Here is a 22884-nt window from a genome sequence, read left to right on the forward strand (position 1 = left end):
GGCAGAAAGAACCCTGGCTCGCGAGCGCTTCGTTTTACGGCGCGCTGGAGTCCAACTCCCGTTGCGGAGGGATGCGAATCAGCACGCGCATCTTCCGGTGACGATTGTAGCCCACGGAGTAAAGCTCGTTCCCAATGGAGACCACGGCTGGAGGTGGAGGCTCGGGTTGAGTAGCCAACCAGGAGTCCGCCTCCTCATGGGTTGCGAAGGACGCGAGACGAGGTGCGGTCCTGGCGAAGCGAAGGCTCTCCAGGTACTCCTCGAAGCCATACTCCTCCCCCACGCGCATCACGAAGTTGAAGGAGATCTTGGCGGTCCTGATGGCTTCGAGTTCCTCGGGTGAGGACATCCGCTTCTCCATCTGATGGAGGTCGTAGCAGGTCCTGTCGTAGAGCTTGAAGAGGCTGAATTTCGCGCCAGGGCTCGGTTTTGATGGCTCCGGCGCTTCCTCGACTTCTTGCTCAGCTTCTTCCCCTGCCTCATCCGTCTGCGTCACTTCTTCAGGAGAGGGAAGGCGCAGCAACTTTCGGTGGTGGAGAGCGCGTGCGTCGACGACGGTATAGAAGTCATTCGCGGCCTTGATGAGGGCGCCGTGAGGCGGGGCAGGATGATTCCGCAGCCAGATATCCGCCTCATCCTTGGTGGTGAAGGACTGGAGGGGCGTCACGGGGGCGGTGTCGAAGCTCTCTACAAATGCCTTGAACTCGCCTGTCTCCCCCCTGCCCTGGATGAAATGCAGCGTAGTCCTAGACGCAGTGAGGGCGTCGGCCTGGTCCGAGGTGGAGGCATACCGTTCCACCTCGCGGAGCCGTGTCAGGGTCATCTTGATGAGGTCGGGATTCATCTCTTCAACTCGCTACGAGCACGATGGGAGCCAAGATGAGGAATCCCGGCCCGGCCGAAAGAGACACGAAAGCAACACCAGCGATGACAACTATCGTTCCAGCAAAGAGTTCCTTCTGGTTTCGCTTCAGCCACTCCACTGCATCATTTCCCGTGGAGAACTGGAGCGAGCGAGCCTTCTCTACCTCAAGACATTGCTGATATTCCATCAGACACCTTGTCTGACAAAACCCATACTTGTTTCCGTTATTGCGATTGATGTGGCTTTCGTGGGACGGACGCCTGCGCTTCATACAGTCCCTGACGCAGGCAATTTGCTCCTGGTCGCAATCCCTGGGACGGCGTGAAACGAGGACAATAGCTCCAGTGCTGGGTGGTAGGGCATACCCGCTCAGGCCGACCTCGTCAGCGCGCCGCCACGAATGAATGGATTGACCGTCTGGCGCCTCTCCAATGACGAGCACGAAGTCAGAGATTTCCGCCTCGCTTGGGGATGGAGCGTGATGGGTGCTGACACAAGAGGTCAATGACAATGCGAGGGCTACCGCCCAAAGAAGACTCCTCCCACGCATGCGCATGGAGCATGCAACGTTGGGGAGGATGGCTCCAGGGAGGAACGAACGAAGGAGGCGCATGACGTCCGTTCACATTGGCAGAAAGCACCCCGGCTCGCGAGCGCTTTGCCCTCAGACGAACCTACGTTCGAATGGGCCTCGCTTGTCCGGCGTTCTTCCGTCAATCGAGGCCACTCGCTATCGGGGCAGAGTTGGAGCGTGCTGCCCGTGTACAAGGGCCAGCGCGTCCCCAACAGCGTCACCGCCGACCATCGATGGGCGCTCCAGCTCCAGTCGTCTACGGGCCCCCGCTCGGCGTGAACGGGGGCCCGTTTCATTTCGAGAATAGATTCAGCAGTTGAGTGCCAGAGGGCCTACTCGGTCTTCAGGTCACCAGCGAGCACCCATCCCCGGCGCTTCGGCTTGCTGGTCGTCTCAACCTCGTAAGCTGTTCCAGCTGCGCCCAAGTCCTGCGAGCCAACCACGACCACGGGGGCCCCTGGTTTCAGTTCTGCCAGGATGTCCTCTGCCCCCCAGCGATCGGCGCTGCGCGACATGCTGACGGTGTCCGACAACTCAGACTTAACGAGGGTCGCGCGCGTTCCGGTTGGCAGCGCCTTCCGTTCCTGAAAATAACGCTCCTCAACGTCAACCTTGGCCAGCCAATTCGACAGAGGGACGCCGGGATCTGCCGCGCTCCACTCACCGCCCGGAGCGAAATCACCTTTGGCCGCGTCATAACCCAGATTCGTTTTCGTCGTGGTAAAGGCGCCCACACTGACAGCGCCGAACTTCACGGGGCCAGCCTCATAGAAACGCAGGAGCGCGTGCCGGACGTTCCCCTCAAGTTCTTCCCGCGTAAGTCCACGGGGGACCTGCACTCTCACGACCAACCGCGGCGCCCCCGCGATGTCGACCCGGTCCATGCTCAGAAAGGTGTATTGCGGGGTGAAGTCGGGCCCTACGCCGAGCACATCCGCAGCCGTGGGCGCCCTCGCTGGCGCGGCCTGCGGCACCGCAACGGGCGCCGCGTCCCCTCCAGACCTGAGCGCTACGCAGGTGATGACGCTGCACAGGCCGACGAGCACAGCACCGAAGGCGACCCGCCTCGGGTCGGGGTGCGTCTTCTGCGACACGGCCATTTACGGTCTCCGGAGGGCGCTGCAGCGGATGCGCGACCGAAACGTTCTAGCCGTGGTTAATGTCCACAAGCAAGTAGCCTGAACTGTAGGGAGAGATCATGAGGTGGCTCCCGCCGTTGGCGTTCCTAGCGATACTCTCCGGATGCGGTGAACCGCCAAAGATGAGCCGTCGGACACCGGCGAGCACCCACGAGTGGCGAGGGGCTTTGAGGGCTACAAATTCCAGGGCCATGGTCCTCTCCTCCGGGGTAGTCCCTGAAAGATGACCTCGGCGGTAGCCCGGTGCTGCTCCCTCGGTTTCTTGCCAGCTCCCTCGCTAGCTTTCCTTGCCGGGCAGTATCACTCGCCCGACCTTGAAAGTGGTGGTCCTCAGACGGCCTGCCATTCCCTCTGGAGTGATGCCACCCAGCCATGTCATCCCACCGAGAGGACGCCGTGACCAGCGACCTGCCGGAACTTCCTGACCTCGGGAGTTATCCCCACGGGGGCGACGGCGGAAGTGGGTTTGTTCTTGTCCCCAGGAAAGCGCCTCCCCTACCCTGCACTCCTGCCCTGTGAGTGCTCGCGTGCGCCCTGGTTCCTGGCTCTTCGTCCTATCCCTCCTGCTCTCCGCCCCGGCCGCCGCACAGGCCCGGTTGGACTCGCCGTGGATCCGCCGACGAATGCTCGTGGTCCCCATCCATCCCGGGCAGGTGCCGCCACTGGAACTGCAAGTGCGCGCGGGTGTGGCCTCGCTCCTCCTGTTCGAAGCACCCCTGAAGCGCGGAGCCGTGACACTCCCCGAGGACGAGAAACGCCTCCAACTCGTGCCGATAGATGACGGCTCGCTGATCATCGTCCCCATCACGGACCTGCCCGAGGAGACGCAGGTGCCCCTCTCCGTGGAGACCGGGCCAGGAGTCGAGCCACTCCGTTTCACGCTCGTCACCCGGCCCGACGCGGTGGATCTCCAGGTGCGCGTGGTGAAAAGTGAGCCCTCCGCCGATGAGGCCGCCGTGTCGGCACTGGCCCGGAGCCTGCTGTCCACACCCGACGGCCGGGCCACGCTCGCTGTTCCCCAGCGAGCTGCGGACCTCCAGCCACGAGTCTCACGGGGACAAGCTGAATCCGTGCTCTGGATGGAGCGGCGCTTCTTCGCCACCGTGGCCCTGCGCAGCCGCAAGAAGGGCACCTCCCCGTGGAGGCTGGTCCAGGCGCGTCTGCGGGCGACACTCGCGGACGGCGTCCTCCTGGAGTGGCCCGCGCACCTGTTCTCGGGAGAAGCAGGGGCGATACGTCAGCGCCACATCCTGAGTGGTGTCCTCCCGGAAGGATCTTCGCGGCTGGAACTGGCCCTGGACGGAGAGGACTCGCCTGGGGCCTTCCAACCCCTTCCCCTCGAAGAAGTGCGGACGCACCCATGAGCCGGCCACTGCATCCCCACCAGCTTCGCCCGGGGCACTACATCCGGGACTTCCTCATCGTGCGCCGGTTGGGCGTCGGGGGCTTCTCCTTCGTCTTCCTGGTAGAGCGAGAGGGGCGCCGTTGTTCGTTGAAGATGGCGGCCAAGCCCGTCTCGAAAGAGGACGAGGATCGGGTCGACGACTGGATGCGCCGCGAGATGGCCTCCCTGGAGCACCTGGAGCACCCTCACCTGCTGACAGTGATTGAGCGGGGCCGGTGGCCCGACCCGGAGACGGGATACACCTATTTCGTCACCCCCTACGTCTCTGGAAGCACCTTCCACGTCTGGCGCTGGCACGAACGTGCCACGTTGCAGAGAAGCGTGGGCGTGTTGTGCGAGTTCTTGAAGACGCTCGAGGTGCTGCACGAGCGCGGCATGTGCCACAGGGACGTGAAAGCGGAAAACCTGCTAGTGCGTGAGGGAGACGACGCGCCCTTCCTCATCGACTTCGGTGCTGTGCACCTGCCCTGTGCGCTCGTCCTGACAGATGGGCTCGCGCCGGGAACGCTCCATTGCCAACCACCCGAGGCCGTCCTCTTCCTGGCGTCCCTGCTCTCGGCAGACACGCCCCGGGACGCTCGGCTGGAGGCCCGCCCCGCGGCGGATCTGTATGCCGTGGGCGTACTGCTGTACGAAACACTCACCAACTGCCGTCCCTTCAGCACGCGGGTGCCACTGGAGCATTTGCTGGCGACCATCGCCTCCACGCCACCGTTGGAGCCCGAACAGCTCGCGCCCGGTGCTCCTGATTCGTTATGCGGGCTGACCCTGCGGCTGCTGGCGAAAGAACCCGCCCAACGCCCTCCGAACGCCCGGGCGGTCCGCGAGGAGTTGGAGCGACTGCTCGGGGAAGAGGGACACACCGCGTCCTGGCAGGCTCCGGCACAGCGCCCCGACGAGTGCACACGGGTGCGGGAGCTATTCCCTGATGTGGACCTGCTGGAGGAGCCACGAGAGGAACTCGCGGAACCGAAAGCCTCCGCCCCTCCACCAGAGGACCCTTCGCCCGAGCGCGCGGGGTGGACGGGCAGGCGGCTGCGGCGCCTGGCCGCGCTGGCCCTCGGATTGGGAGTGCTCGGGATAGGGTGGATGCTGCTCCGCGCGGAGCCCACTGCACCGGTCACTCCGGCGCATTCCGAAAAAGGAACATCCCCTATGCCGCCTCTTGCCACCGAAGTGCCCGAAACCTCCTCCACGCCACCTGTGGCTGGCTCACGCAGGTGCGCGCTGCTCACCAGCCTGCTGGGAGCGGCCACCGCTCAGATGCTCGGGTGCGCCACCGCTCCCGTGCGGCCCGACCCCATCGGCTACCTTGCGAGTTGCTCCCCCGAGGCCCGTGCCACCCCGGTCAAGCTTGGCATCAAGCCCGACGAGCAGGGCTCCTTCATCGAGCCGGAATCGGGCACTCCCGTGTCAGATGAATCCATCGAGGATGGAGGAGCCCTCAACCTCAAGCCGGGCCCCATCACCGCATCCATGTTCGTGGAGATGAACGGCCAGGAGCTGTATCTGAAGATCACTGGCGAGGCGGTGACGACCCCCCACCGTGTCTACATCCAGTTCGACCGGCTCTATCTGCAGGACGGCACCATGTATCCCATCTGTGGCGTGGCCCTGGATGGATTGCACCAGTACGGCATCCCGACGTACGCGAAGTTGCCCATGCATGGCGCCAAGGTGGACCCGGCTCGGGTGGACAAGAGCCCGGGTAGCGTGGTGCTCAACGATCCGCGCTTCGAGACGGTGTTGCAGGGGCCCGAGGGCTACTACGTGCCCCGCGTCGATCTGGCTCCGCCGGACTGGCGCTGAGTGCTTCCGCTCGGGCCCGTTGAACCGCGGCGCTCCGCGCACCGCATGTCACTGGGAGAAAGGTAACAGGTGGTGGAGTTGGTGCCCCAGGAGTGCCGGGGATGCAAGCGACGCTTGCATGGGCTGGACAGCGCGCTCCGGCGGCACCAAATCATGGCCCGGGAAATCCTCCAATGGGAGCCGTGCCGACCCGTGAATGATTACAGCCGCATGAATTGCGGCTCTCGCCGAGCCTGAAAATAGCGAAAGTTGAGTAGGACTTCCTCAGGTGTCCACGTCAGGGTTTTCACATGAGATGTGATTCGTGTCACCTCCAGAGCGTGAGATGGATCACGGCGCCGATGCAGCTCGGCTGGCAACTTGGCGCACATCAGAACGGTAACGGTTCGGCGTTCTGGTGAAGGGCCATCGACCGGACCCACTCACGTGCCTGTGAACAGGTACAATCAAGGAAAACCCATGTCTCAAAAGTACATCATCCAGAGTCAGCAGAACACGAACTACTGCTTTGGGGTGCTCCAGGCCGCCATGAACCAGCCCGTGGTCCTCAGCTACATCCAGGGGGCGGCGAACCCGCTGACGCAGTGGATCATGGACCCGAACACGGGGCTCATCAGGCTCGCCGCGAACCAGGACCTGTATCTCGACGTGCAGGGCACTGTGACCCAGGGCTCGCAGCTCATCCTCAGCTCCTATATCCCTGGCCGGCTGTCCCAGTCCTGGAACTGGGTCGGTAATCCGCCGTTCATCGCCAACAACGCCAACCCCGGTATGGTCGTCGACAACTCGGAGGACAACGTCTCCCCGGGCAACCCGATCTTGATCTGGCCGCAGAATGGCGGTCAGAACCAGAAGTGGACCCTGGTGAGTGTGGCGACGCATGAGGCGTTCCAGTCTCGGCTGACGAGCGCACAGCCGGAGTCGCGCTCGAAAGCGTGAGCCAAGCTGTGGCGTCGTAGCCTCTGGAAACGGGCCTCACAGGGTGGTTTCCCCTTCAGGGGTGAAACCACCCCCTGCCCTACAGCAGCTCCTGTTCGAGGCCCACATCAATGGGACCGGAAGCAGAATCCCCAGCACGATGGCGAGCAGTGCACGCCACCTCACTTCCGAGCCTTCCTGGTCATGAGCTTGCTCCGGTGACGTGGGCACAAGCTCGAATCCCACCCCGCCCCGGAAAACCACAGCGCCCGCGAGGTCCGGCCGCTGCTGGCCGGCGCCCGCGAGCGCCTCGACTGCCTCTGTCATCTCCCGTGACTACGGATGCCGCGAATTCCCATCCGGGGCGTTCTCCACCAGGTCCCGGCCGATGTTGCGCCGATCCCGATCCACCCCGTCATCATCACGCAGGCCGCCGCTCGCGAAACGCCGCGCCGCCTCCGCCAGATCACGCATCACCTCTTCGCGAGACTGGTACTCCTCCCGTGGCAGCGACTTGAGGACGTTGATGATGTCCACGTACGCACCGTTGTCCGCCGCGGCCGCGACAAGCTGCTCGCGCGTGGCCGGGTAGTCCACGGAGTCCAGGTGGGGCGTGATGGAGAGTGCCGGGTTCTCCGCAAATCCGAATGCCATCTCGTGTCCTGTGCCTTTCCGCCCGGGCTTCCCTCTCCACTCCCGGGCCTCGGCTTCAACGTGGGGATGGAATGTGCGGCGGGCCACCTCGTCATCGCCCCTTCGTCCATGCCTCCCGGGCAGCCTTCCGGCCAGGGCCAGGGTAGACTGCCGCTCCCAGAACTCCTCCGGGACTCCCGATGCTCCTCACTCCCCTGCTCGTCACCTGGCTGGCGCTCACCCCGCCTCCCGCCGCTCCCTCGCCCGCTCCCCAGACACCCGAGACTCCTTCCTCCGACGCCGACGCCACGAGCGTCTACTCGCTCGATGACGGTGCCTTCGTGGACCAGGCCCTCCAGGATCTCGAGGCCATCGAGCGCTACGCCCAGGGCCTGCGCGCCCTGCAGGAGCAGATCTCCAAGACGCGCGGCCTCTACACCCGCAAGCAGGACGTCCCCTACTCGCCGGACGAGAAGCGCACCCTGCTCACCACCTGGGCGGCCTTCTCCGACTACTTCGCCTCGCTCGAGCTCATCCGCCAGCGCTACTGGGACTTCGTCAAGCAACCGGCCCTCACCCGGCAGACGAAGCACGCCTGGGGCTTCCTGCTCACCCACGGCGCGCTCACCACCGAGCTGGCCCACGGGCTCACGTACGCGGAGCTCACCAACGGCCGCAAGCAGCTCGAGGTGCTCCTGGACGAGCCCTCCGAGGAGTACGGCCTGCCCGCCGGCACCTTCGCCCGCTTCAAGGAAAAGGCCATCCACGTCTCCACCTCCACCCAGCTCCTGACGGGCGACACCTACGCCGAGCAGCTCCGGCCCCTGCTGAAGAAGACGGGCATCCTCAACGTGCGCCGCGCCGTGTGGCTCATCCAGGAGACGCGGCTCAACTCCAAGGCGGCCCGCGGCAAGCTGCTCAAGCGCGGCTTCACCCTCTTCACCAAGGCCGGCGCGGACGTGCTCAAGGACTCCACCGCCAGCGCCATCTTCCCCGTGCAGCGCTCGGTGGCCGAGTGGATGGGCGACACCCGGGTGAAGCGCATCGGCCAGCCCCTCATCCGCCGCGAGCAGACGCTCGCCCTCCTGGCCCACCTGCAGCCGGGCGACATCCTCGTGGCCCGGCAGAACTGGTACCTCTCCAACATCGGCCTTCCCGGCTTCTGGCCCCATGCCGAGCTCTACGTGGGCACGCCCCAGGACTGGGCCTCCTTCCTCGATGGCGACCCCGGCGTGCGCGACTGGCTGAAGACGCTGCCCGGCGCTCCCCAGACGCTCGCCCAGCACCTGGCGCGCGAGTACCCCTCCAAGTGGGCCACCTATACCGCCCCGGACAGCCACGGCGACGCCATCCGCATCATCGAGTCCATCAGCGAGGGCGTCTCCTTCACCGGCCCCGAGCACGGCATGCACGTGGACTACCTCGGCGCCATGCGCCCGCGCCTGTCCCCCGTGGAGAAGGCCCGCGCCATCGCCCGCGCCTTCCACCTCCAGGGCCGGCCCTATGACTTCAACTTCGACTTCTTCTCCGACTCCTCCCTCGTGTGCACCGAGCTCGTCTACAAGTCCTATGCCCCCTCCCAGGACATGACGGGCGTGCGCATCGGCCTGGTGGACGTGGCCGGCCGGCGCACCCTGCCCGCCAACGAAATCGTCCGCCTCTTCGACTCCGAGTACGGCCAGCCCGGCCAGCAGCTCGATTTCGTTGCGTTCCTCGATGGCCGTGAGCAGGAGCGGGATGCGGTCCTGGGCGATGTAGAGTCCTTCCGGCGCACCTGGCGCCGGGTGAAGTGGGACATCGCCCAGCAGTGACAAGAGGAGCCCCATGACGGAAGAGAGCGGACTCGAGATGCTGGAGATTTCCGGCAAGCTCTTCGAGCGGATGATTTCCCAGCAGCAGGCCAAGGTCCTCCGCCTGGCCCGCGAGGTGGTGCCCAACATCACCCCCGAGGAGCTGCGCAACCCCCATGACTTCCCGAAACTCAAGGAACACCCGACTTTCGAGTTCGAGGACGGTCTCCTTTCGGGACTCATCTCCGCCCAGGTGGCGATGCGGGCGGAGATCAAGGGGCGGTTGTTGCCCCCCGAACCCCCTGGGAGCTGACTGCCTGCCTGCCTTTGCCGTTCCCTCTTGCCTGGGTTAGTCCTTCCCGCCGTGAGCATCACCTCGACCTTGAGTCCGTCAGTCGCCCGCGAACGCCTCGTTTCCGCGCTCGCGGCCGATCCACCCCGGTTGGACCTGGCGGCATTGGCCATCGCGACGCTCAACCGGCCGGAGCTCGACACCTCGGCGTACCTGCACACGCTGGACGCGCTGGCGGCCCGGGTGCAGTTGGAGATGGAGCGGCACACCGGCCATGGCGAGGTGCTCGCCGGCCTCACCGCGTTGCGTCACGTGCTCGCGGACATCGAGGGCTTCAGCGGCAACGAGGAGGACTACCAGGCGCCGGAGAACAGCTTCCTGGACCAGGTGCTGGAGCGGAAGGTGGGCCTGCCCATCACCCTCTCCGTGGTGTACCTGGAGGTGGCGCGGCGCGCGGGCATTCCCCTCTACGGGGTGCCCTTCCCCGGGCACTTCCTGGTGGCCTGCAGCGCGGGGGACCACAAGCTGGTGGTGGACCCGTTCCACGGCGGGGAAATCCTCACCGAGGAGGGCTGCAAGGAGCTGCTGGAGCGCGTGGCGCCGCAGCTGCGCTTCAACCCCACCATGCTGTCTCCGGCACCGGTGGAGCTCATCACCTACCGGATGCTGTCCAACCTGCGCCGGGTGTACCTGGAGCGCGACGAGAGCGAGCGGGGCCTCGCGGTGGTGGACCTGTTGCTGATGCTGGCCCCCAACCATCCGGGCGAGCTGCGCACGCGGGCGTCGCTGCTGGCCAACCTGGGGGCCTACCGGGCGGCGCTCAAGGACGTGGAGCGCTGCCTGGAGCTGTCGCCCGAGGCGCCGGACCGGGATCGGCTGGAGTTGACGGCCCGGGAGTTGCGCGAGCGCGCCGAGCTGTTGAACTGAGCCGATGAGCTCCATCAAACCGTGGCCCCGCCTGCGCCGGGGCCTGGAGTACGACTACCGCGTCCTCAAGGTCCGCCAGGACATGGTCGCGGATCCGCGCACGGGCCATGAGCATGCCCGCGTCGTCATCGACAGCGCCGACTGGGTGAACGTCATCGCGGTGACGAAGGACGACCAGCTCGTGCTCATCCGCCAGTTCCGCTTCGGCACCCGGGAGACGACGCTGGAGGTTCCCGGCGGCCTCGTGGAGCCCGGAGAGGACCCCGGGGCGGCCGCCGCGCGCGAGCTGGAGGAGGAAACGGGGTACGTGCCGGGCCGCGTGGTGAGGCTCGGCCAGGTGCACCCCAACCCCGCCATCCAGAGCAACGTGTGCCACAGCTACCTGGCGCTCGACTGCGTGAAGCAGCACGAGGGCAGGCAGGAGGCGGGGGAGGACATCGCCGTGGAACTGCACCCCCGCTCGGCGGTGCCCCAGCTCATCCTGGGTGGGGCCATCACCCACTCGCTGGTGGTGGTGGCCTTCTACCTGGAGCACCTGCTCGCCCAGGCGGGGGAGACGCGCTGAAATTTGCCGGGGGGTGCTCCGCGTTGGATGGGGCCCCCCGTGACACCCGGCCGGGGCGGCACTAGCCTCTTCACCCCGAGGTGAGTTCGCCATGGCGGAAAGCCTGACGCAGCCCCGTGAGGAGCGCTCCGAGCCGCTCCCCGCAGCCCCACTCCCCGGCGCCAGCGCCGAGGCCGCTCGTTCCCACGAGAGCGCCCCGGCCCGCGTCTCCATCCCCAGCCTCCTCCCCGGTGAGGACGTGTTCGCCTACGTGCGGCGCGTGCACGGCGCCTTCGAGCCCCGGCTGTACCAGCAGGTGGTGGGCGCGGCGAACGAGTTCAAGGAGGGGGACGCGGCCATCGGCGTCGCCGCGGCTGACGAGGAATCCCGCCGCAACTCCCGGGAGCTGCTCGCGCGCACGCGCATCGGCGACCTGGACGCGTACCCGCTCATCGAGGAGCGGCTCTACACGTACATGCAGGGAGCGCTGGACGCGAAGGCCCAGGCGCGCACCGCGAGCTGGACGCTGGGTGAGCTCAAGGCCTTCCTGCTGTCCGCGAGCGAGGCGGACATCCACGAGCTCAAGGGCGGGCTGAGCAGCGACGTCATCGGCTGCGTGGTGAAGCTGATGAGCAACGCGGAGCTCGCCGCCGTGGGGCGTGAGGTCTTCAATCCGCTCCCCGGTAGCAAGGTGGGCGCCAGGGGCTACCTGGGCGCGCGCATCCAGCCCAACTCGCCCACGGACCACCCGGAGGACATCCGCTGGCAGGTCTTCAACGGCTGGAGCTTCGCCCTGGGAGACGTGGTGCTCGGCACCAACCCGGTGTCCTCGGCGCCCGAGTCCGTGGCCGCCGTGGAGTCCGCCCTGCACGACATCCTCGTGACGTTCGGACTGCGGGACGTGATGCCCCACTGCGTGCTGGCGCACGTGGACGTGCAGGCGGTGGTGGAGGCCATGCAGCCGGGCACCACCGGCATCTGGTTCCAGAGCCTGGGCAGCACCGAGGCCGCCAACCGCACCTTCGACGTCACCCTGGAGAAGATGGAGACGCACGCCGCGGCGCGCACCGGGCGCTGGGGCATGTACTTCGAGACGGGCCAGGGCGCCGACGCCACCAACGGCCATGCCGCCGGGGTGGACATGGTGGTGCACGAGTCGCGCAAGTACGGCTTCTCGCGCGCCCTCACCCAGCGCATCGCCGCCGCGCAGGCCCGCGCCGGCCGCGAGCCCGCTCCGCATGTCATCGTCAACGACGTGGCCGGCTTCATCGGCCCCGAGGTGTTCCGCACCCGGGAGCAGCTCGTCCGCTGCTGCCTCGAGGACATCGTCATGGGCAAGCTGCACGGCCTGACGATCGGCCTGGACGTCTGCTCCACGCTGCACATGGACGTGTCGCTGGACGACCTGGGCTGGTGCCTGGAGCAGCTCATGCCGGCCAACCCGGGCTACCTCATGGCGCTGCCCACCCGGAATGATCCCATGCTCAGCTACCTGACCACGGGCTTCCAGGACCACGTCCGCCTGCGCGAGCAATTCGGCTACAAGGTGGATGACCGGATGTGGGCCTTCTTCCAGAAGCTGGGCGTCATCGACGCGGAGGGCCGCCCCACCGGACACTTCGGGGACCCCGCCTGGGTGTACCTCCAGTACCGCCGCCACAAGGGCGACGCGCGCCCGGACGCGGACGTGCTCGCCGAGGCCGCGCGGCAGATGGCCGAGGTGCGTGCCCGCGGCGTGCCGCTCGCCGTGGGCCATGGCGAGCACCCGTGGGACCTGGAGCCCTCCCTGGACGCCGAGCTGCGCCGCCTCTACGACGACGCGAAGGCCGGCCTCTGGTCCGATCTCACTCCGGACTTCATCGCGTCGATTCCCGGTGCCGTGCCCCTGCGCACCCGCGCCTCCACCCGCCGCGACTACATCCTCCACCCGCCCTCCGGCGAGCAGCTCGAGCCCGCCGCCGAGCGCGTGCTGGAGTCCCTGCGCGCGCGCCATGCGGGCCGGTACGACGTGCAGCTCGTCATCTCGGACGGGTTGGACGCGCGCTCGCTCATGGACGAGGGCCACCTGCGGCCCTTCCTCACCGCGCTGCGCACCCGGCTCGAGGCCGCTGGCCGCCGGGTGGCGCCCGAGCACCTCGTGCTGTCCCTGGGGCGCGTGCGGGCCGGCTACCGCGCGGGGGAGATTCTCTTCGCGGACGCGGCGGCGGACGGGCCCCGTGCCCTCATCCACGTCGTCGGCGAGCGCCCCGGCTCCGGGCACCACAGCTTCTCCGCCTACGTCACCGCGCCTCCAGCCGGCGTCTGGGCCCGGCCGGGCACGGTGGACCACAACATCACCCGCGTGGTGGCCGGCATCTCCGACACCAGCCTGCGTCCCGAGGCCGCCGCGACGGAGGTGGCGCGCATCCTGGGCGAGCTCACCTCCGCGTCCTGAGCCTCAGCGAACCACGAGGCGCAGCCACAGGTCGATCGCCGCCCAGCCCCGCTCCTTGCCGTAGTGGCCGTTGAAGACGTGCCCGGTGTTGTTCAGCGTGTCCACCCACACCAGGCGGGAGCGCGGGTACATCTTCGCCTCGGCCCTGGCGTAGGAGGCCGACGCCACCAGGTCGTTGTCCCCGAGCTGCACCATCACCGGCACCCGGATGTCCGCCGTCGGAATGGACGCCGGCGAGCCCATCATGGTCAGCAGGTCCAGGTACTGGCCGCGCGTCACGGCGTCCGCCGTCTCGTTGTCGTAGGCGACCAGATCCGGGTTGGAGTGCGCCGGGTCATAGAAGAGCGCGCTGCGCATCTCGCTGGGGATTTGGATGTAGGGGCCCTGCTCGAGGAACCCCAGGAGCACGCTCTGATCCACCGGCACCTCGTGCGCGGTGTTCAGCCAGCCCGTGTTCACCAGCGCCTGCGCATCGCCGTACTGTGCCTGCGCGAAGGTGGAGATGAGCGCCCCGTTGGAGTGCCCCACGTAGATGAGCGTCTCGAAGGTGTTCTTCGCCGCCGTGGCCCGGAGGTGCCGCGCCACCTGGTGAAGGGCGCTCGCCGACTCCGCCAGGTTCAGCGCGTCCCCATCCAGCTTGTCACTCTCGCCCGTGCCCGGCAGGTCCAACGCGAGCACCGCGTAGTTCCGGCGCGCCATGTACCGCGCATACGAGTAGTCCTGGCCGTCCACCCCCGGCATGTCCCAGTAGCCGTGGTTGTAGGTGATGCCGTGCGTGAGGATCTGCACCGGGCGGTTCTTCAGGCTGCCCTGGTAGTAGAGGTAGCCCACCACCGTGTACCGCTGACCGTTGGCCAGCCGCACCGGGAACTCCCTCCGCTCCACCTTCACGCCCTGAGACCCGTGAGCCTCGGCCATCGCCGGAAGAGCCAGCGCCAGCAACAACGCCATCCAGGCGCCCATCGTACGGATCGTCTTCTTCATCTCCACCCTCCCTCTTGCGGCCATTCCGGAAATCCCTGCTTCCTATAAATAACGGGAGGGCCTGATATTCCTGACCTTCTGGTACTTCCAATGAAATTAACTTTTGAACAAAAACTCAAGGTGAGGGGAGGTGGGTCCTGGCATACGGACCCGGAGTGCGAGGGACCGCGACACTGGCCCCCGGGAGCGGGCGGGATCTGACACGATGGCGGGCCGTGTCCCGGGAGGGGGAGAAGGCGTGAAGCAATCCGAGTCGGTGAAGGAGCGGCTGGAGCGGCTGGAGTTGCCGTTCAACGCGTACGGGGTGGACCCGTACGGGGTGTCCAAGTGGCACCTGCGCGTCATCTTCGAGGCGATGAGCTTCTTCTACCGGAGCTACTTCCGGGTGCGCTGCCACGGAATCGAGCACATCCCGGCGCGCGGGAGGGCCATGGTGGTGGGCAACCACTCGGGAGGGGTGGCGGTGGACGGGGCCATGGTGGTCACCTCGTGCTTCCTGGAGATGGAGCCGCCGCGGCTGGCGCAGGGCATGGCGGAGAAGTTCATCGCCGCCACGCCGGTGGCCTCCACGTGGGCCAGCCGCTGCGGCCAGTTCCCCGGCCTGCCCGAGCACGCCGCCCGCCTCCTGGAGGAGGACCGGCTGTTGATGATCTTCCCCGAGGGCGCGCGCGGCACCGCGAAGCTCTACCCGCAGCGCTATGACCTGGTGGATTTCGGCACGGGATTCATGCGCCTGGCGCTCAAGACGCGCACGCCCATCATCCCCTTCGGCTTCCTGGGAGGCGGGGCCGCCATCCCCACGGTGGCCAACCTCTACGGACTGGGCAAGGTGCTCGGAATGCCGTACGTGCCCGTCACTCCGTACGTGCTGCCGCTGCCCCTTCCGGTGCCGCTGGAGATCCACTATGGCGAGCCCATGGTGTTCGAGGGCACGGGCAACGAGGAAGACACGGTCATCCAGGGCTACGTGGAGCAGGTGAAGGAACGCATCGCGGGCATCATCGAGCAGCGCCGTCACGAGCGCTGGGAAGGGCGTTGAGCCATGAGGGTCCTCATCCTGGGGATTGGCGGAGCGGTGGCCCGGCGCGTGGCGCTACGACTGCGGGACCAGGGACATACGGTGTTCGGCATCGATACGCGGCCGTGGGAGGACGCGCCGGCGGACATCGAGGTGCACGAGGTGGACCTGCGCAAGCGGCCCGCCGAGGACGTGTTCCGGACGCGGCGGCCCGAGGCGGTGGTGCACATGGCCACGGTGACGTCGCTGCGTGTGCAGGGCGAGGAGCGCCACCGCATCAACCTGGGGGGCACGCGCGTGGTGTTCGAGCACTGCCGGGCCTACGGGGTGAAGCACGCCGTCTTCGTGGGCCGGCACACGTTCTACGGGGCGGCGCCGGACTCGGTGCTGTACCACACGGAGGACGAGCCGCCGAAGGAGCTGGCCTCCTTCCCGGAGCTGGCGGACCTGGTGGCCGCGGACCTGTACGCCTCGACGGCGCTGTGGCGCTACCCGGAGCTGACCACGTCGGTGCTGCGCGTGTGCTATTCGCTGGGGCCCTCGGCGCAGGGCACGCTGGCCACGTTCCTGCGCGGCCGGCGGGTGCCCATGGTGGCGGGGTATGATCCGCTCTTCCAGTTCCTGCACGAGGACGACGTGGCGTCGGCCATCGCGCTCGCGGTGGAGAAGCGGGTGCGCGGTGTGTACAACGTGGCGGGTCCGCAGCCGCTGCCGCTGTCCGTCATCATCCGGCAGGCCCAGCGCCAGCCCGTGCCACTACCGATGATGGTGCTGCGCCAGCTCATCGGCCGCTTCGGACTGCCGAAGCTGCCGCCCGGAGCGCTCTACCACCTGCAATACCCCATCGTGGTGGATGCGCGAGCCTTCAAGGAGGCCACCGGCTTCACCTACCGCTTCGACGAGGTGAAGACCATCGAGTCCTTCCTGGCGGACCACCCCCCCCCACGCCCACGCCGGGAGGAGCTCTTCGACCGGCTCGAGGCGCTCGGGGTGCTGAAACAGTAATGACCCGGCGTGCCATCAACTCCCCAGGCACGCCTCCTCGTACTCCCAGCGCTCGGAGACAGTTCCTGTCTCGAGCAGGCTCCTCACTGAATCCAGGGAGAGGGCCGGAGGGACATCGACAGCCACCAGGTTGGGAATGTGACTCAGTTCGGTGTCACACCCGAGCGCCTCCAGTTCCTGGCGCAGAGCCGGAACCTCTGAGGCTTCGTAGACGATGACGCGCAAGGTGCTGTGCCCGGAGGGGCGAACAACCTCGACGAAGCCCAGCGTGCCATCGTCACGACGGACCGCCGAGACAACATCCTCATAGGCGACTCCACTCGCGAAGAAAGGGATGTTGCCCAAACGGTAGAGCCCATCGCCGATAGGTGTGGCCCACATGCTCTCGCACGTGACAGGCGGATAGCCATCCTCATCCTGCTCGAGTTCGAAGAAGACCTTGACCAACTGCTTGGATTCTTCACCGGCCATTTGAATGGAGCGTATCAGGCGCACGTGCCACACCGCGCCCGTTCTCCTACCCAACCTCACCAGGGCTCGCGATCCCACCCCCATCCCGGCTAGCCTCCGCGTGCAATCTCGACCCAGGGGGCTTCGATGGTCGTCGTACCGTCCACGCTGGATGCCGTCACCGTGCATGCCGAGGGCGCGCTCTGCACGCGCCTGGCCGCGGTGCCGTCCGACAACGGCCGGCTTCCCAGCCAGGTGCGCATCAATGGCCTGCCGCTCGGGCTGCGCACCGGCTCGCTCCGGGCCGCCGTGCTGAAGGGCCCCCAGGGTCTCCGCGTGCGGGACATCCGCCCCGTCTACGATGTGCGGCTGCCCCCGGAGACGGACCTCCCCGCCGAACAGCACGCCCTGGAGGAAGCCAGGGAGCGGCTCAACACCCTCTCCTCCGAGCTGGCGCGGGTGCGGAATGAGGTCGCCACCCTCCAGAAGCTCAAACCCTCCTTCCCGCCCCGGCCGAAGGACGAGCCCCACGAGCCTCGTGAGTCCGCCCTCACCGCCATCCTCTCGCTGGCGGGCTTCCTCGACTCGGAGCTCGCCGCGCTGAACACCCGGCAGCTCGAACTGGAACGCCAGCAACGCGAAGCGGCCGAGGAAGTGGAGCTGCGCCGGCGGCGGCTGGAAGAGGGCTCGTCCGCGGTGCGCGGCCAACGTGCCCAGCTCTACCGGGCCGCCATCATCACCCTCTCCGAGGTGGGCACGGCCGAAGAGGCCGCGCAACTCGCGCTCGAGTACGCGGTGTCCGGTGCCCGCTGGGTGCCGGGCTACGACCTGCGGATGCCCCGGACGCTCGACGGAGGCACGCTGCGCATGCGCGCCTCCATCATCCAGCGCACCGGCGAGGACTGGAGCAACGTGCGGCTGGCCCTCTCCACCGCCAACCTGGAGCGGCGCGCCGAGGTGCCGGAGCTGAAGGCCCTTCGCATCGGCCGGCGCCAGCCGCCGCCGGCCCTCTCGGGCTGGCGTGAACCTCCCCCGGGGCTCGACGAGCTGTTCGCCGGCTACCGCGTCGCACGGATCATGATGCCGCAGCCTCCCGAGCCCAGCGTGGAGAAAGAGGTGCGCGTCCTGGCCGCTTCCGCCGAGGAGCCCATGCCGCAAGGTGCGGCACCCCCTCCCAAGCCGATGCCGTCGTCACCCGCGCGGATGCGTGCGTCGCAGTCCATGCCTTCCGTGCCGGCGCCCGCCCCAGTGTTGTCGGCCGAGAGCGCCACCGACTCCTTCCGCGCGGGGGGCCCCCCTCCGCCCCCTCGTGCGCCGGCCCCCGGAGCAGCACCCGCGGCCCCGAAGAAGAAGAGCGCGAACCTCATGATGCGCCGTGAGGTCGCCGACGAAGCGCCCATGGAGATGCTGGAGGAGGCTCCCGACGAGCGCGAGGACATGGACGGGTACGGTTACGCCGCAGCCGATCTGGGCACGCTGGGTGGCGGTGGCGGTGGCGGCCCCGCGGACACCCATGACCGGCCCACCGGCCTGGAGCCGGCGGTGGATCTGCTCGACTACGGCCGCCTGGAGCTGGCGGGCGCGGACCAGAAGGTCGGACAGCGCGGGCGGCTGCAACCCCAATCCGAGGACAAATCCCGGGAGCTGATGATGCTGCTGGGAGTGCACGTGAGCGTGGACGTCTTCGCGCTCGTGGCCCGGTACGAGGAGACGGCGGCCTCGTTGCAGTACGTGGAGCCCCCCACCCGGTGGTCCATGCCACCGCGCTCCTCCACGCCGCACTTCGACTACCGCTTCGACGTGGAGACGCGCGTCGACGTGCCCTCGGATGGCGTGTGGCACACCGCGCCCGTCTTCTCCGCCCCCGTGGGACTGAGCGCCGAGTACGTCTGCGTGCCCTCGATGGAACCGCGCGCCTTCCGCACCGTGAAGGTGGAGAACCGCACGCCCCACGCACTGCTCGCCGGCCCGGTGGACATCACCCTCGGCGACGAGTTCCTGATGACCTCTCCCCTGCCCACGCTCGCCCCCGGTGCCACACAGCGGCTGGGGCTGGGCGTCGAGGAGTCCATCAAGGTGTCGCGCAACACGCGCTTCGACGAGGCCTCCGGCGGCGTGTTCGGCGGCTCCAATGTCCTCACCCACCACGTCTCCGTCGAGCTGGCCAACCGGACCTCGCAGCGCGTCACCGTGGAGGTACTGGAGCGGGTGCCCGCGGTGCCCTCCGCGGCGGAGAAGGACATCAAGGTGGACGAGGCCGAGGTGAAACCCGCCTGGAGCAAGCGCGCGCTGCTGCCCGGAGAGACGCCCGTGGAGGGCGAGCGGGCGTGGAAGGTGACGCTGCAGCCGGGTGAGGCGCAGACGCTGAACGCGACGTGGGCCGTACGAATTCCCTCGAGCAAGATGCTCGTGGGCGGCAACCGGAGGACGTGATGAGCAACCCCATTCATCTCCCCATCGTCAAGGTGACCGTCCTTGAGGATCGTGCGCTGGTGGAGCGCCACGCGGACGTGGTGCTGCCCGCCGGACCGCAGCGGCTGCGCGTGGAGGGGCTCTCGCCGCTCGCGGTGAACCAGTCGCTCCAGGCGCAGCTCACGGGAGGCACCGTGGCGCAGGCGCGCGTGAGCCACACGTGGAAGGAGAAGCCTCGCGGCGAGAGCGCACGGGCACAGTGGACGGAGCTGCGCCGCCGCGTGGAGGACCTGGAGGCCGAGGGGAAGCGCGCACAGGTGGACGTGCAGCGGCTCCGGGCCCGGCTGGACGTGGTGAACGTGGCTCGCGAGGACGTGCTGCGGGCCATCTCCGAGCTGTCGGGCGCCGGCCGGGCGAAGCCGGAATCCTGGCACGAGCAGCTCGCGACGGTGCGCAAGGAGGCGGCCTCCGTCGAGGACGCGCTCCAGAAGGCGCATGGCCACGTGGCGGAGACGTCACGGCGGCTGGCGGAGGCACGGGCGGCGCTCCTGCGGAGTGAGCAGCCGGAGCAGCAGCTCGTCACGGCGGCGGAGCTGGAGGCGAACCACCCGGCGGGCGGGACGGTGTCCCTGCGCGTGACGTACCTGGTGCCCTGCGCGGTGTGGCGGCCGGCATACCGGGCCACCCTGGCTCCGGCCGAGGGCGGTGAGGCAGTGACGCTCGAGTGCGAGGCCGTGGTGTGGCAGCGCACGGAAGAGGAGTGGAAGGACGTGGAGCTGCTGTTCTCCACGGCGCGGCCGACCCTGGGCGCCTCGCCACCGAGGCTGGTGGAGGACTGGCTGCGGCTGCGCGACAAGAGCGAGCAGGAGAAGCACACGGTGGAGGTGAGCATCCGTGAGGAGGTCATCCAGACCACCGGCGAAGGGGGCGCCAGCAAGGTGGAGTCCATGCCGGGCCTGGACGACGGTGGTGAGGCCCTGACGCTCCGGGCAACCCACCGGGTGACGGTGCCGAGTGACGGAGCGCCGCACCGTGTGCCGCTGTTCCAGTTCAGCGCCCCGGCGGAGTCCGAGCTCATCGGCTACCCGGAGCACTCACCGCTGGTGCACCGGGTGGCGCGTTTCGACAACCGGGGTCAGGCGGTGCTGCTGGCGGGCCCGGTGGATCTGGTGCGTTCGAGTGGTTACGTGGGCCGCTCGCAGCTCAAGTTCACCGGCGTGGGCGAGAAGCTCAAGCTGGGCTTCGGCAGCGAGGACACGCTGCGCATCGCGCGGCTGGTGGACTCGAAGCAGGACACCCAGCGCATCACCGGCAAGCGCACGCGGACGCACCAGGTGAAGCTGTTCCTCTCCAACACCGGCTCCCGCGCCGAGAAGGTGGTGCTCGAGGAGCGCATGCCCGTCTCCGAGGTGGAGGCCGTGGAGGTGAAGCTGCTGCAGGAGCAGACGAAGCCCGCCCCCGCGAAGGTGAGCGAGGACGGCATCGTGCGCTTCGAGCTGGCCGCCCCACCCCGCTCACAGCAGGAGCTGGCCTTCGCCTACTCGGTGGCCAGCTCCGCCAAGGTGGCCGGGCTCTAGCTACATCCGCTCGAGCCGGAATTGCTGGCAGTCGTTGTTGGACCAGCTCCACTGCTGGATGTTGGCGCCGTCTCCGCTGCTCCAGCAGTTGGCCACGTCGATCACCTTGCCGCTGTGACGCGCCTCGAGCCGGTACCAGCCATCGCTGACCAGGATGGGCTTGAACTGCTGGTTGGCCGAGTTGAAGGAGGCCCACTGGTGGATGTTGGCCCCATCGGCGGTGCTCGGGCCGGCGACGTCGAGCACCTTGCCGCTGTAGCGGGAGACGAACCGGTAGTAGCCGCTGTCCGCCGGCTCCATGGCCCACTGCTGGCTGGAGCCGGTGTGGCAGGCCCACTGGTGGATGTTGGCGCCATCCGCGGTGCTCGGGCCGGCGACGTCCACGCAGCGGCCCGTCGACCTGTTCACGAGCCGGTAGTACGCACGAGAATCCCACCTGAACGAGGCCACCGAGAGGGCCGGAAGCGTGTAGTCGAAGGACTGGCCGCCCCAACGCACCTTGAAGGTGAGGGAGCTGCTCGCGTGGGAGTTCAGCGCCACCAGGGCCAGCGAACCATCCGGATTCTTGAAGGCCACGGTCTCGATGCTGCCATTGCCCAGGCTCGTCGAGGCGATGCGCACCGCGCCGGTCCGCACCACCTTCGCCAGGTGGCCCCAGCTGTAATAGTCCTCGTTCTTCGTATAGGTGCCCGTGGCCGTGTTCACGGTGATCATTCCGCGGCAGTTGTCACAGCCGCCCACGCGCGGGCCATGGTTCTGGTCGAGCGCGATGTTCCAATACAGCGAGCTCTTCGCCCAGTTGCGCAGCGGACCGATGACGTTGTTCTGCAACTCCCACTTCAGGTTCCAGGCTTGGTTCGTCGCCCAGTCTCCGCCGGAGCACTCGGTGAAGTGGACCTCCTTGCCAGGGTAGGCGTTGCGGAAATCGGACTGGACGCTGTAGCTGCCGTCGGGGCCCTCGTAGCAGTGATAGGCCACGCCCGTCACCGAGTTGAGCGCCTGGCTGTTGTTGTAGCTCATCAGGTCGAACGGAAAGCGGGCGGGGCTGCCGTTGTCGTACCAGTTGTGGTCCCACCCGAGAATCTTCACCGCTCCGAACCCGGCGCTGTTCAGCGCGGGCCGCAGGTTGTGGGTCGCGAAGTTCGACTGATCATTCGGCTCCATCTGCATGGACGCATAGGAGGGAGCGGCATAATGCGGCTCGTTCTGCATGCTGACGGCGTACACCGGCAGGCCGTGGCCGTTGTAGGCCTGGAGGAAGCGCACGAAATAGTTGGCATACAGGCCATACAGATCGTTACGCAGGTACCCGCCCCCCGTCAGCGAGTTGTTGAACTTCATCCAGGCCGGGGCGCTCCACGGAACGGCCATGAGTTTGAGCTCGGGATTGAGCTGCCGCGCCTGCTGCAGGAGCGGGATGATGTAGGCGGTGTCGTGGTTCACCGAGAAGTCGTTCAGATCGCAGCAGGTATCATCGTAGGTATAGTGATTCCGCGCGAAGTCGGACGAGCCCATGGGCACCCGGACCAGGTTGTACCCGGCTCCGCTCGCGACGCTGAACAGGTCATTCATGATCGCGTTGCGCTGGGGTGAATTGTAGATCACCCACGCGGAGGCATCGGTGAGCGCACCGCCAAAGCCATCAATGCTCTGATAGGTGGCCGCCTCGTTGATGTCGATCACCAGGGACGTGCCGCTCTCCGGCCCGAAGTTCCTGGCCGGCTCCGCGCTGAGCCGCTTGGAGAGCACGTTGTTCGAAGTGGTCGTCAGCCACACCTGAACGGGCTCGCCAGCGGCCACCGCGCTCGAGGGAGAAAAGCTACAGAGAAGTACCGTGGCCGCGAGACCGCTCCAAGCGGTCCGGCGGCTGGACAGGGCCGTGCGCATACGAAACTCCTGAAGGTGAAAGGATTCGCGGCACGAAATACAGACGCGGCAAATAGAAATCCACTCTTTTCCGCTTTGACCCGTCTAGAACAGAGTGGTGATGACTCCAGACATCAGGTGATGACTGTTGTCACCAGTCCATACGCTCCGGCTTCCAGCTCAAGCCCTTGAAATCACGGAACCCGGCACATCCTGGCATCCATGAGAGACATGGCACGCCA

The 22884-nt window shown here is 67.4% G+C and carries 19 protein-coding genes; 12 read left to right on the forward strand and 7 right to left on the reverse strand.

The genetic code is table 11. The features are described 5' to 3' along the window. Positions 1-34: 34 nt before the first annotated feature. The 3 genes from BO221_RS30265 to BO221_RS30275 form a co-directional block, all read right to left on the reverse strand. Entirely contained in the window at positions 35-844 is an 810-nt protein-coding gene (locus BO221_RS30265; RefSeq protein ID WP_073564271.1) for a hypothetical protein, read from the reverse strand. A gap of 4 nt (positions 845-848) precedes the next feature. Next, positions 849-1052 (reverse strand): hypothetical protein, encoded by a 204-nt coding sequence (locus BO221_RS56455; protein ID WP_073564273.1) that lies wholly within the window; start codon positions 1050-1052, stop codon positions 849-851. A gap of 719 nt (positions 1053-1771) precedes the next feature. Beyond that, positions 1772-2539: a hypothetical protein gene (locus tag BO221_RS30275; RefSeq protein ID WP_073564275.1), complete on the reverse strand. Its 768-nt coding sequence runs from the start codon at positions 2537-2539 to the stop codon at positions 1772-1774. A gap of 566 nt (positions 2540-3105) precedes the next feature. Here BO221_RS30275 and BO221_RS30280 point away from each other — a divergent pair. From BO221_RS30280 to BO221_RS30290, 3 genes are all read left to right on the forward strand, one after another. Continuing rightward, entirely contained in the window at positions 3106-3942 is an 837-nt protein-coding gene (locus BO221_RS30280) for a DUF2381 family protein (protein WP_158079939.1), read from the forward strand. Further along, positions 3939-5792, forward strand: coding sequence for a serine/threonine-protein kinase (locus tag BO221_RS30285; RefSeq protein ID WP_073564278.1), 1854 nt, complete (start codon positions 3939-3941; stop codon positions 5790-5792). The genes BO221_RS30280 and BO221_RS30285 overlap by 4 nt, the downstream gene beginning before the upstream one ends. 459 nt (positions 5793-6251) lie before the next feature. Then, positions 6252-6731 (forward strand): RICIN domain-containing protein, encoded by a 480-nt coding sequence (locus BO221_RS30290; protein WP_073564280.1) that lies wholly within the window; start codon positions 6252-6254, stop codon positions 6729-6731. A 315-nt stretch (positions 6732-7046) separates the two neighbouring features. Here the strand turns inward: BO221_RS30290 and BO221_RS30300 are convergent, their stop codons facing one another. Continuing rightward, positions 7047-7364, reverse strand: a complete 318-nt coding sequence (locus BO221_RS30300; protein WP_073564284.1) for a DUF2795 domain-containing protein — start codon at positions 7362-7364, stop codon at positions 7047-7049. Positions 7365-7543: 179 nt separating this feature from the next. Here BO221_RS30300 and BO221_RS30305 point away from each other — a divergent pair, with 179 nt between their 5' ends. From BO221_RS30305 to eutB, 5 genes are all read left to right on the forward strand, one after another. Further along, the gene (locus BO221_RS30305) at positions 7544-9154 is read left to right on the forward strand and encodes a YiiX/YebB-like N1pC/P60 family cysteine hydrolase (protein ID WP_073564286.1); all 1611 of its coding nucleotides are present in this window, start codon (positions 7544-7546) and stop codon (positions 9152-9154) included. 13 nt (positions 9155-9167) lie between these two features. Next, complete coding sequence (locus BO221_RS30310; protein ID WP_073564288.1) at positions 9168-9446, forward strand: hypothetical protein; 279 nt, start codon at positions 9168-9170, stop codon at positions 9444-9446. Between the two features lie 69 nt (positions 9447-9515). Next, positions 9516-10352, forward strand: a complete 837-nt coding sequence (locus BO221_RS30315) for a SirB1 family protein (protein WP_233166309.1) — start codon at positions 9516-9518, stop codon at positions 10350-10352. Positions 10353-10356: 4 nt separating this feature from the next. Then, a complete protein-coding gene (locus BO221_RS30320) occupies positions 10357-10917 on the forward strand; it encodes an NUDIX hydrolase (protein ID WP_073564291.1) in 561 nt (186 codons plus the stop codon). 91 nt (positions 10918-11008) lie between these two features. Continuing rightward, complete coding sequence (gene eutB / locus BO221_RS30325; RefSeq protein ID WP_083681566.1) at positions 11009-13330, forward strand: ethanolamine ammonia-lyase subunit EutB; 2322 nt, start codon at positions 11009-11011, stop codon at positions 13328-13330. Positions 13331-13333: 3 nt separating this feature from the next. Here the strand turns inward: eutB and BO221_RS30330 are convergent, their stop codons facing one another. Further along, on the reverse strand, positions 13334-14314 hold the full coding sequence (locus BO221_RS30330; RefSeq protein WP_073564404.1) for an alpha/beta hydrolase: 981 nt from the start codon (positions 14312-14314) through the stop codon (positions 13334-13336). Between the two features lie 238 nt (positions 14315-14552). On the opposite strand from BO221_RS30330, the gene BO221_RS30335 reads away from it, so the two are divergent. Together BO221_RS30335 and BO221_RS30340 are read left to right on the forward strand one after the other, a co-directional pair. Continuing rightward, entirely contained in the window at positions 14553-15353 is an 801-nt protein-coding gene (locus BO221_RS30335) for a lysophospholipid acyltransferase family protein (protein ID WP_233166310.1), read from the forward strand. Between the two features lie 3 nt (positions 15354-15356). Beyond that, on the forward strand, positions 15357-16337 hold the full coding sequence (locus BO221_RS30340) for an SDR family oxidoreductase (RefSeq protein ID WP_073564294.1): 981 nt from the start codon (positions 15357-15359) through the stop codon (positions 16335-16337). A 15-nt stretch (positions 16338-16352) separates the two neighbouring features. Here BO221_RS30340 and BO221_RS30345 read toward each other — a convergent pair whose 3' ends face one another. After that, positions 16353-16841: a DUF4265 domain-containing protein gene (locus BO221_RS30345; RefSeq protein ID WP_233166311.1), complete on the reverse strand. Its 489-nt coding sequence runs from the start codon at positions 16839-16841 to the stop codon at positions 16353-16355. A gap of 93 nt (positions 16842-16934) precedes the next feature. On the opposite strand from BO221_RS30345, the gene BO221_RS30350 reads away from it, so the two are divergent. Both BO221_RS30350 and BO221_RS30355 read left to right on the forward strand, forming a co-directional pair. Then, positions 16935-19220: a DUF4139 domain-containing protein gene (locus BO221_RS30350; RefSeq protein WP_073564296.1), complete on the forward strand. Its 2286-nt coding sequence runs from the start codon at positions 16935-16937 to the stop codon at positions 19218-19220. Further along, positions 19220-20776 carry a DUF4139 domain-containing protein gene (locus tag BO221_RS30355; protein ID WP_073564298.1) on the forward strand — a complete coding sequence of 519 codons (1557 nt, stop codon included), beginning with the start codon at positions 19220-19222 and terminating at the stop codon, positions 20774-20776. The genes BO221_RS30350 and BO221_RS30355 overlap by 1 nt, the downstream gene beginning before the upstream one ends. Here BO221_RS30355 and BO221_RS30360 read toward each other — a convergent pair whose 3' ends face one another. Continuing rightward, on the reverse strand, positions 20777-22663 hold the full coding sequence (locus BO221_RS30360) for an RICIN domain-containing protein (RefSeq protein ID WP_073564300.1): 1887 nt from the start codon (positions 22661-22663) through the stop codon (positions 20777-20779). It abuts the gene before it with no gap. Between the last annotated feature and the right edge of the window lie 221 nt (positions 22664-22884).

The sequence above is a fragment of the Archangium sp. Cb G35 genome (genome assembly GCF_001896145.1).
Classification (GTDB): Bacteria; Myxococcota; Myxococcia; order Myxococcales; family Myxococcaceae; genus Archangium; species Archangium violaceum.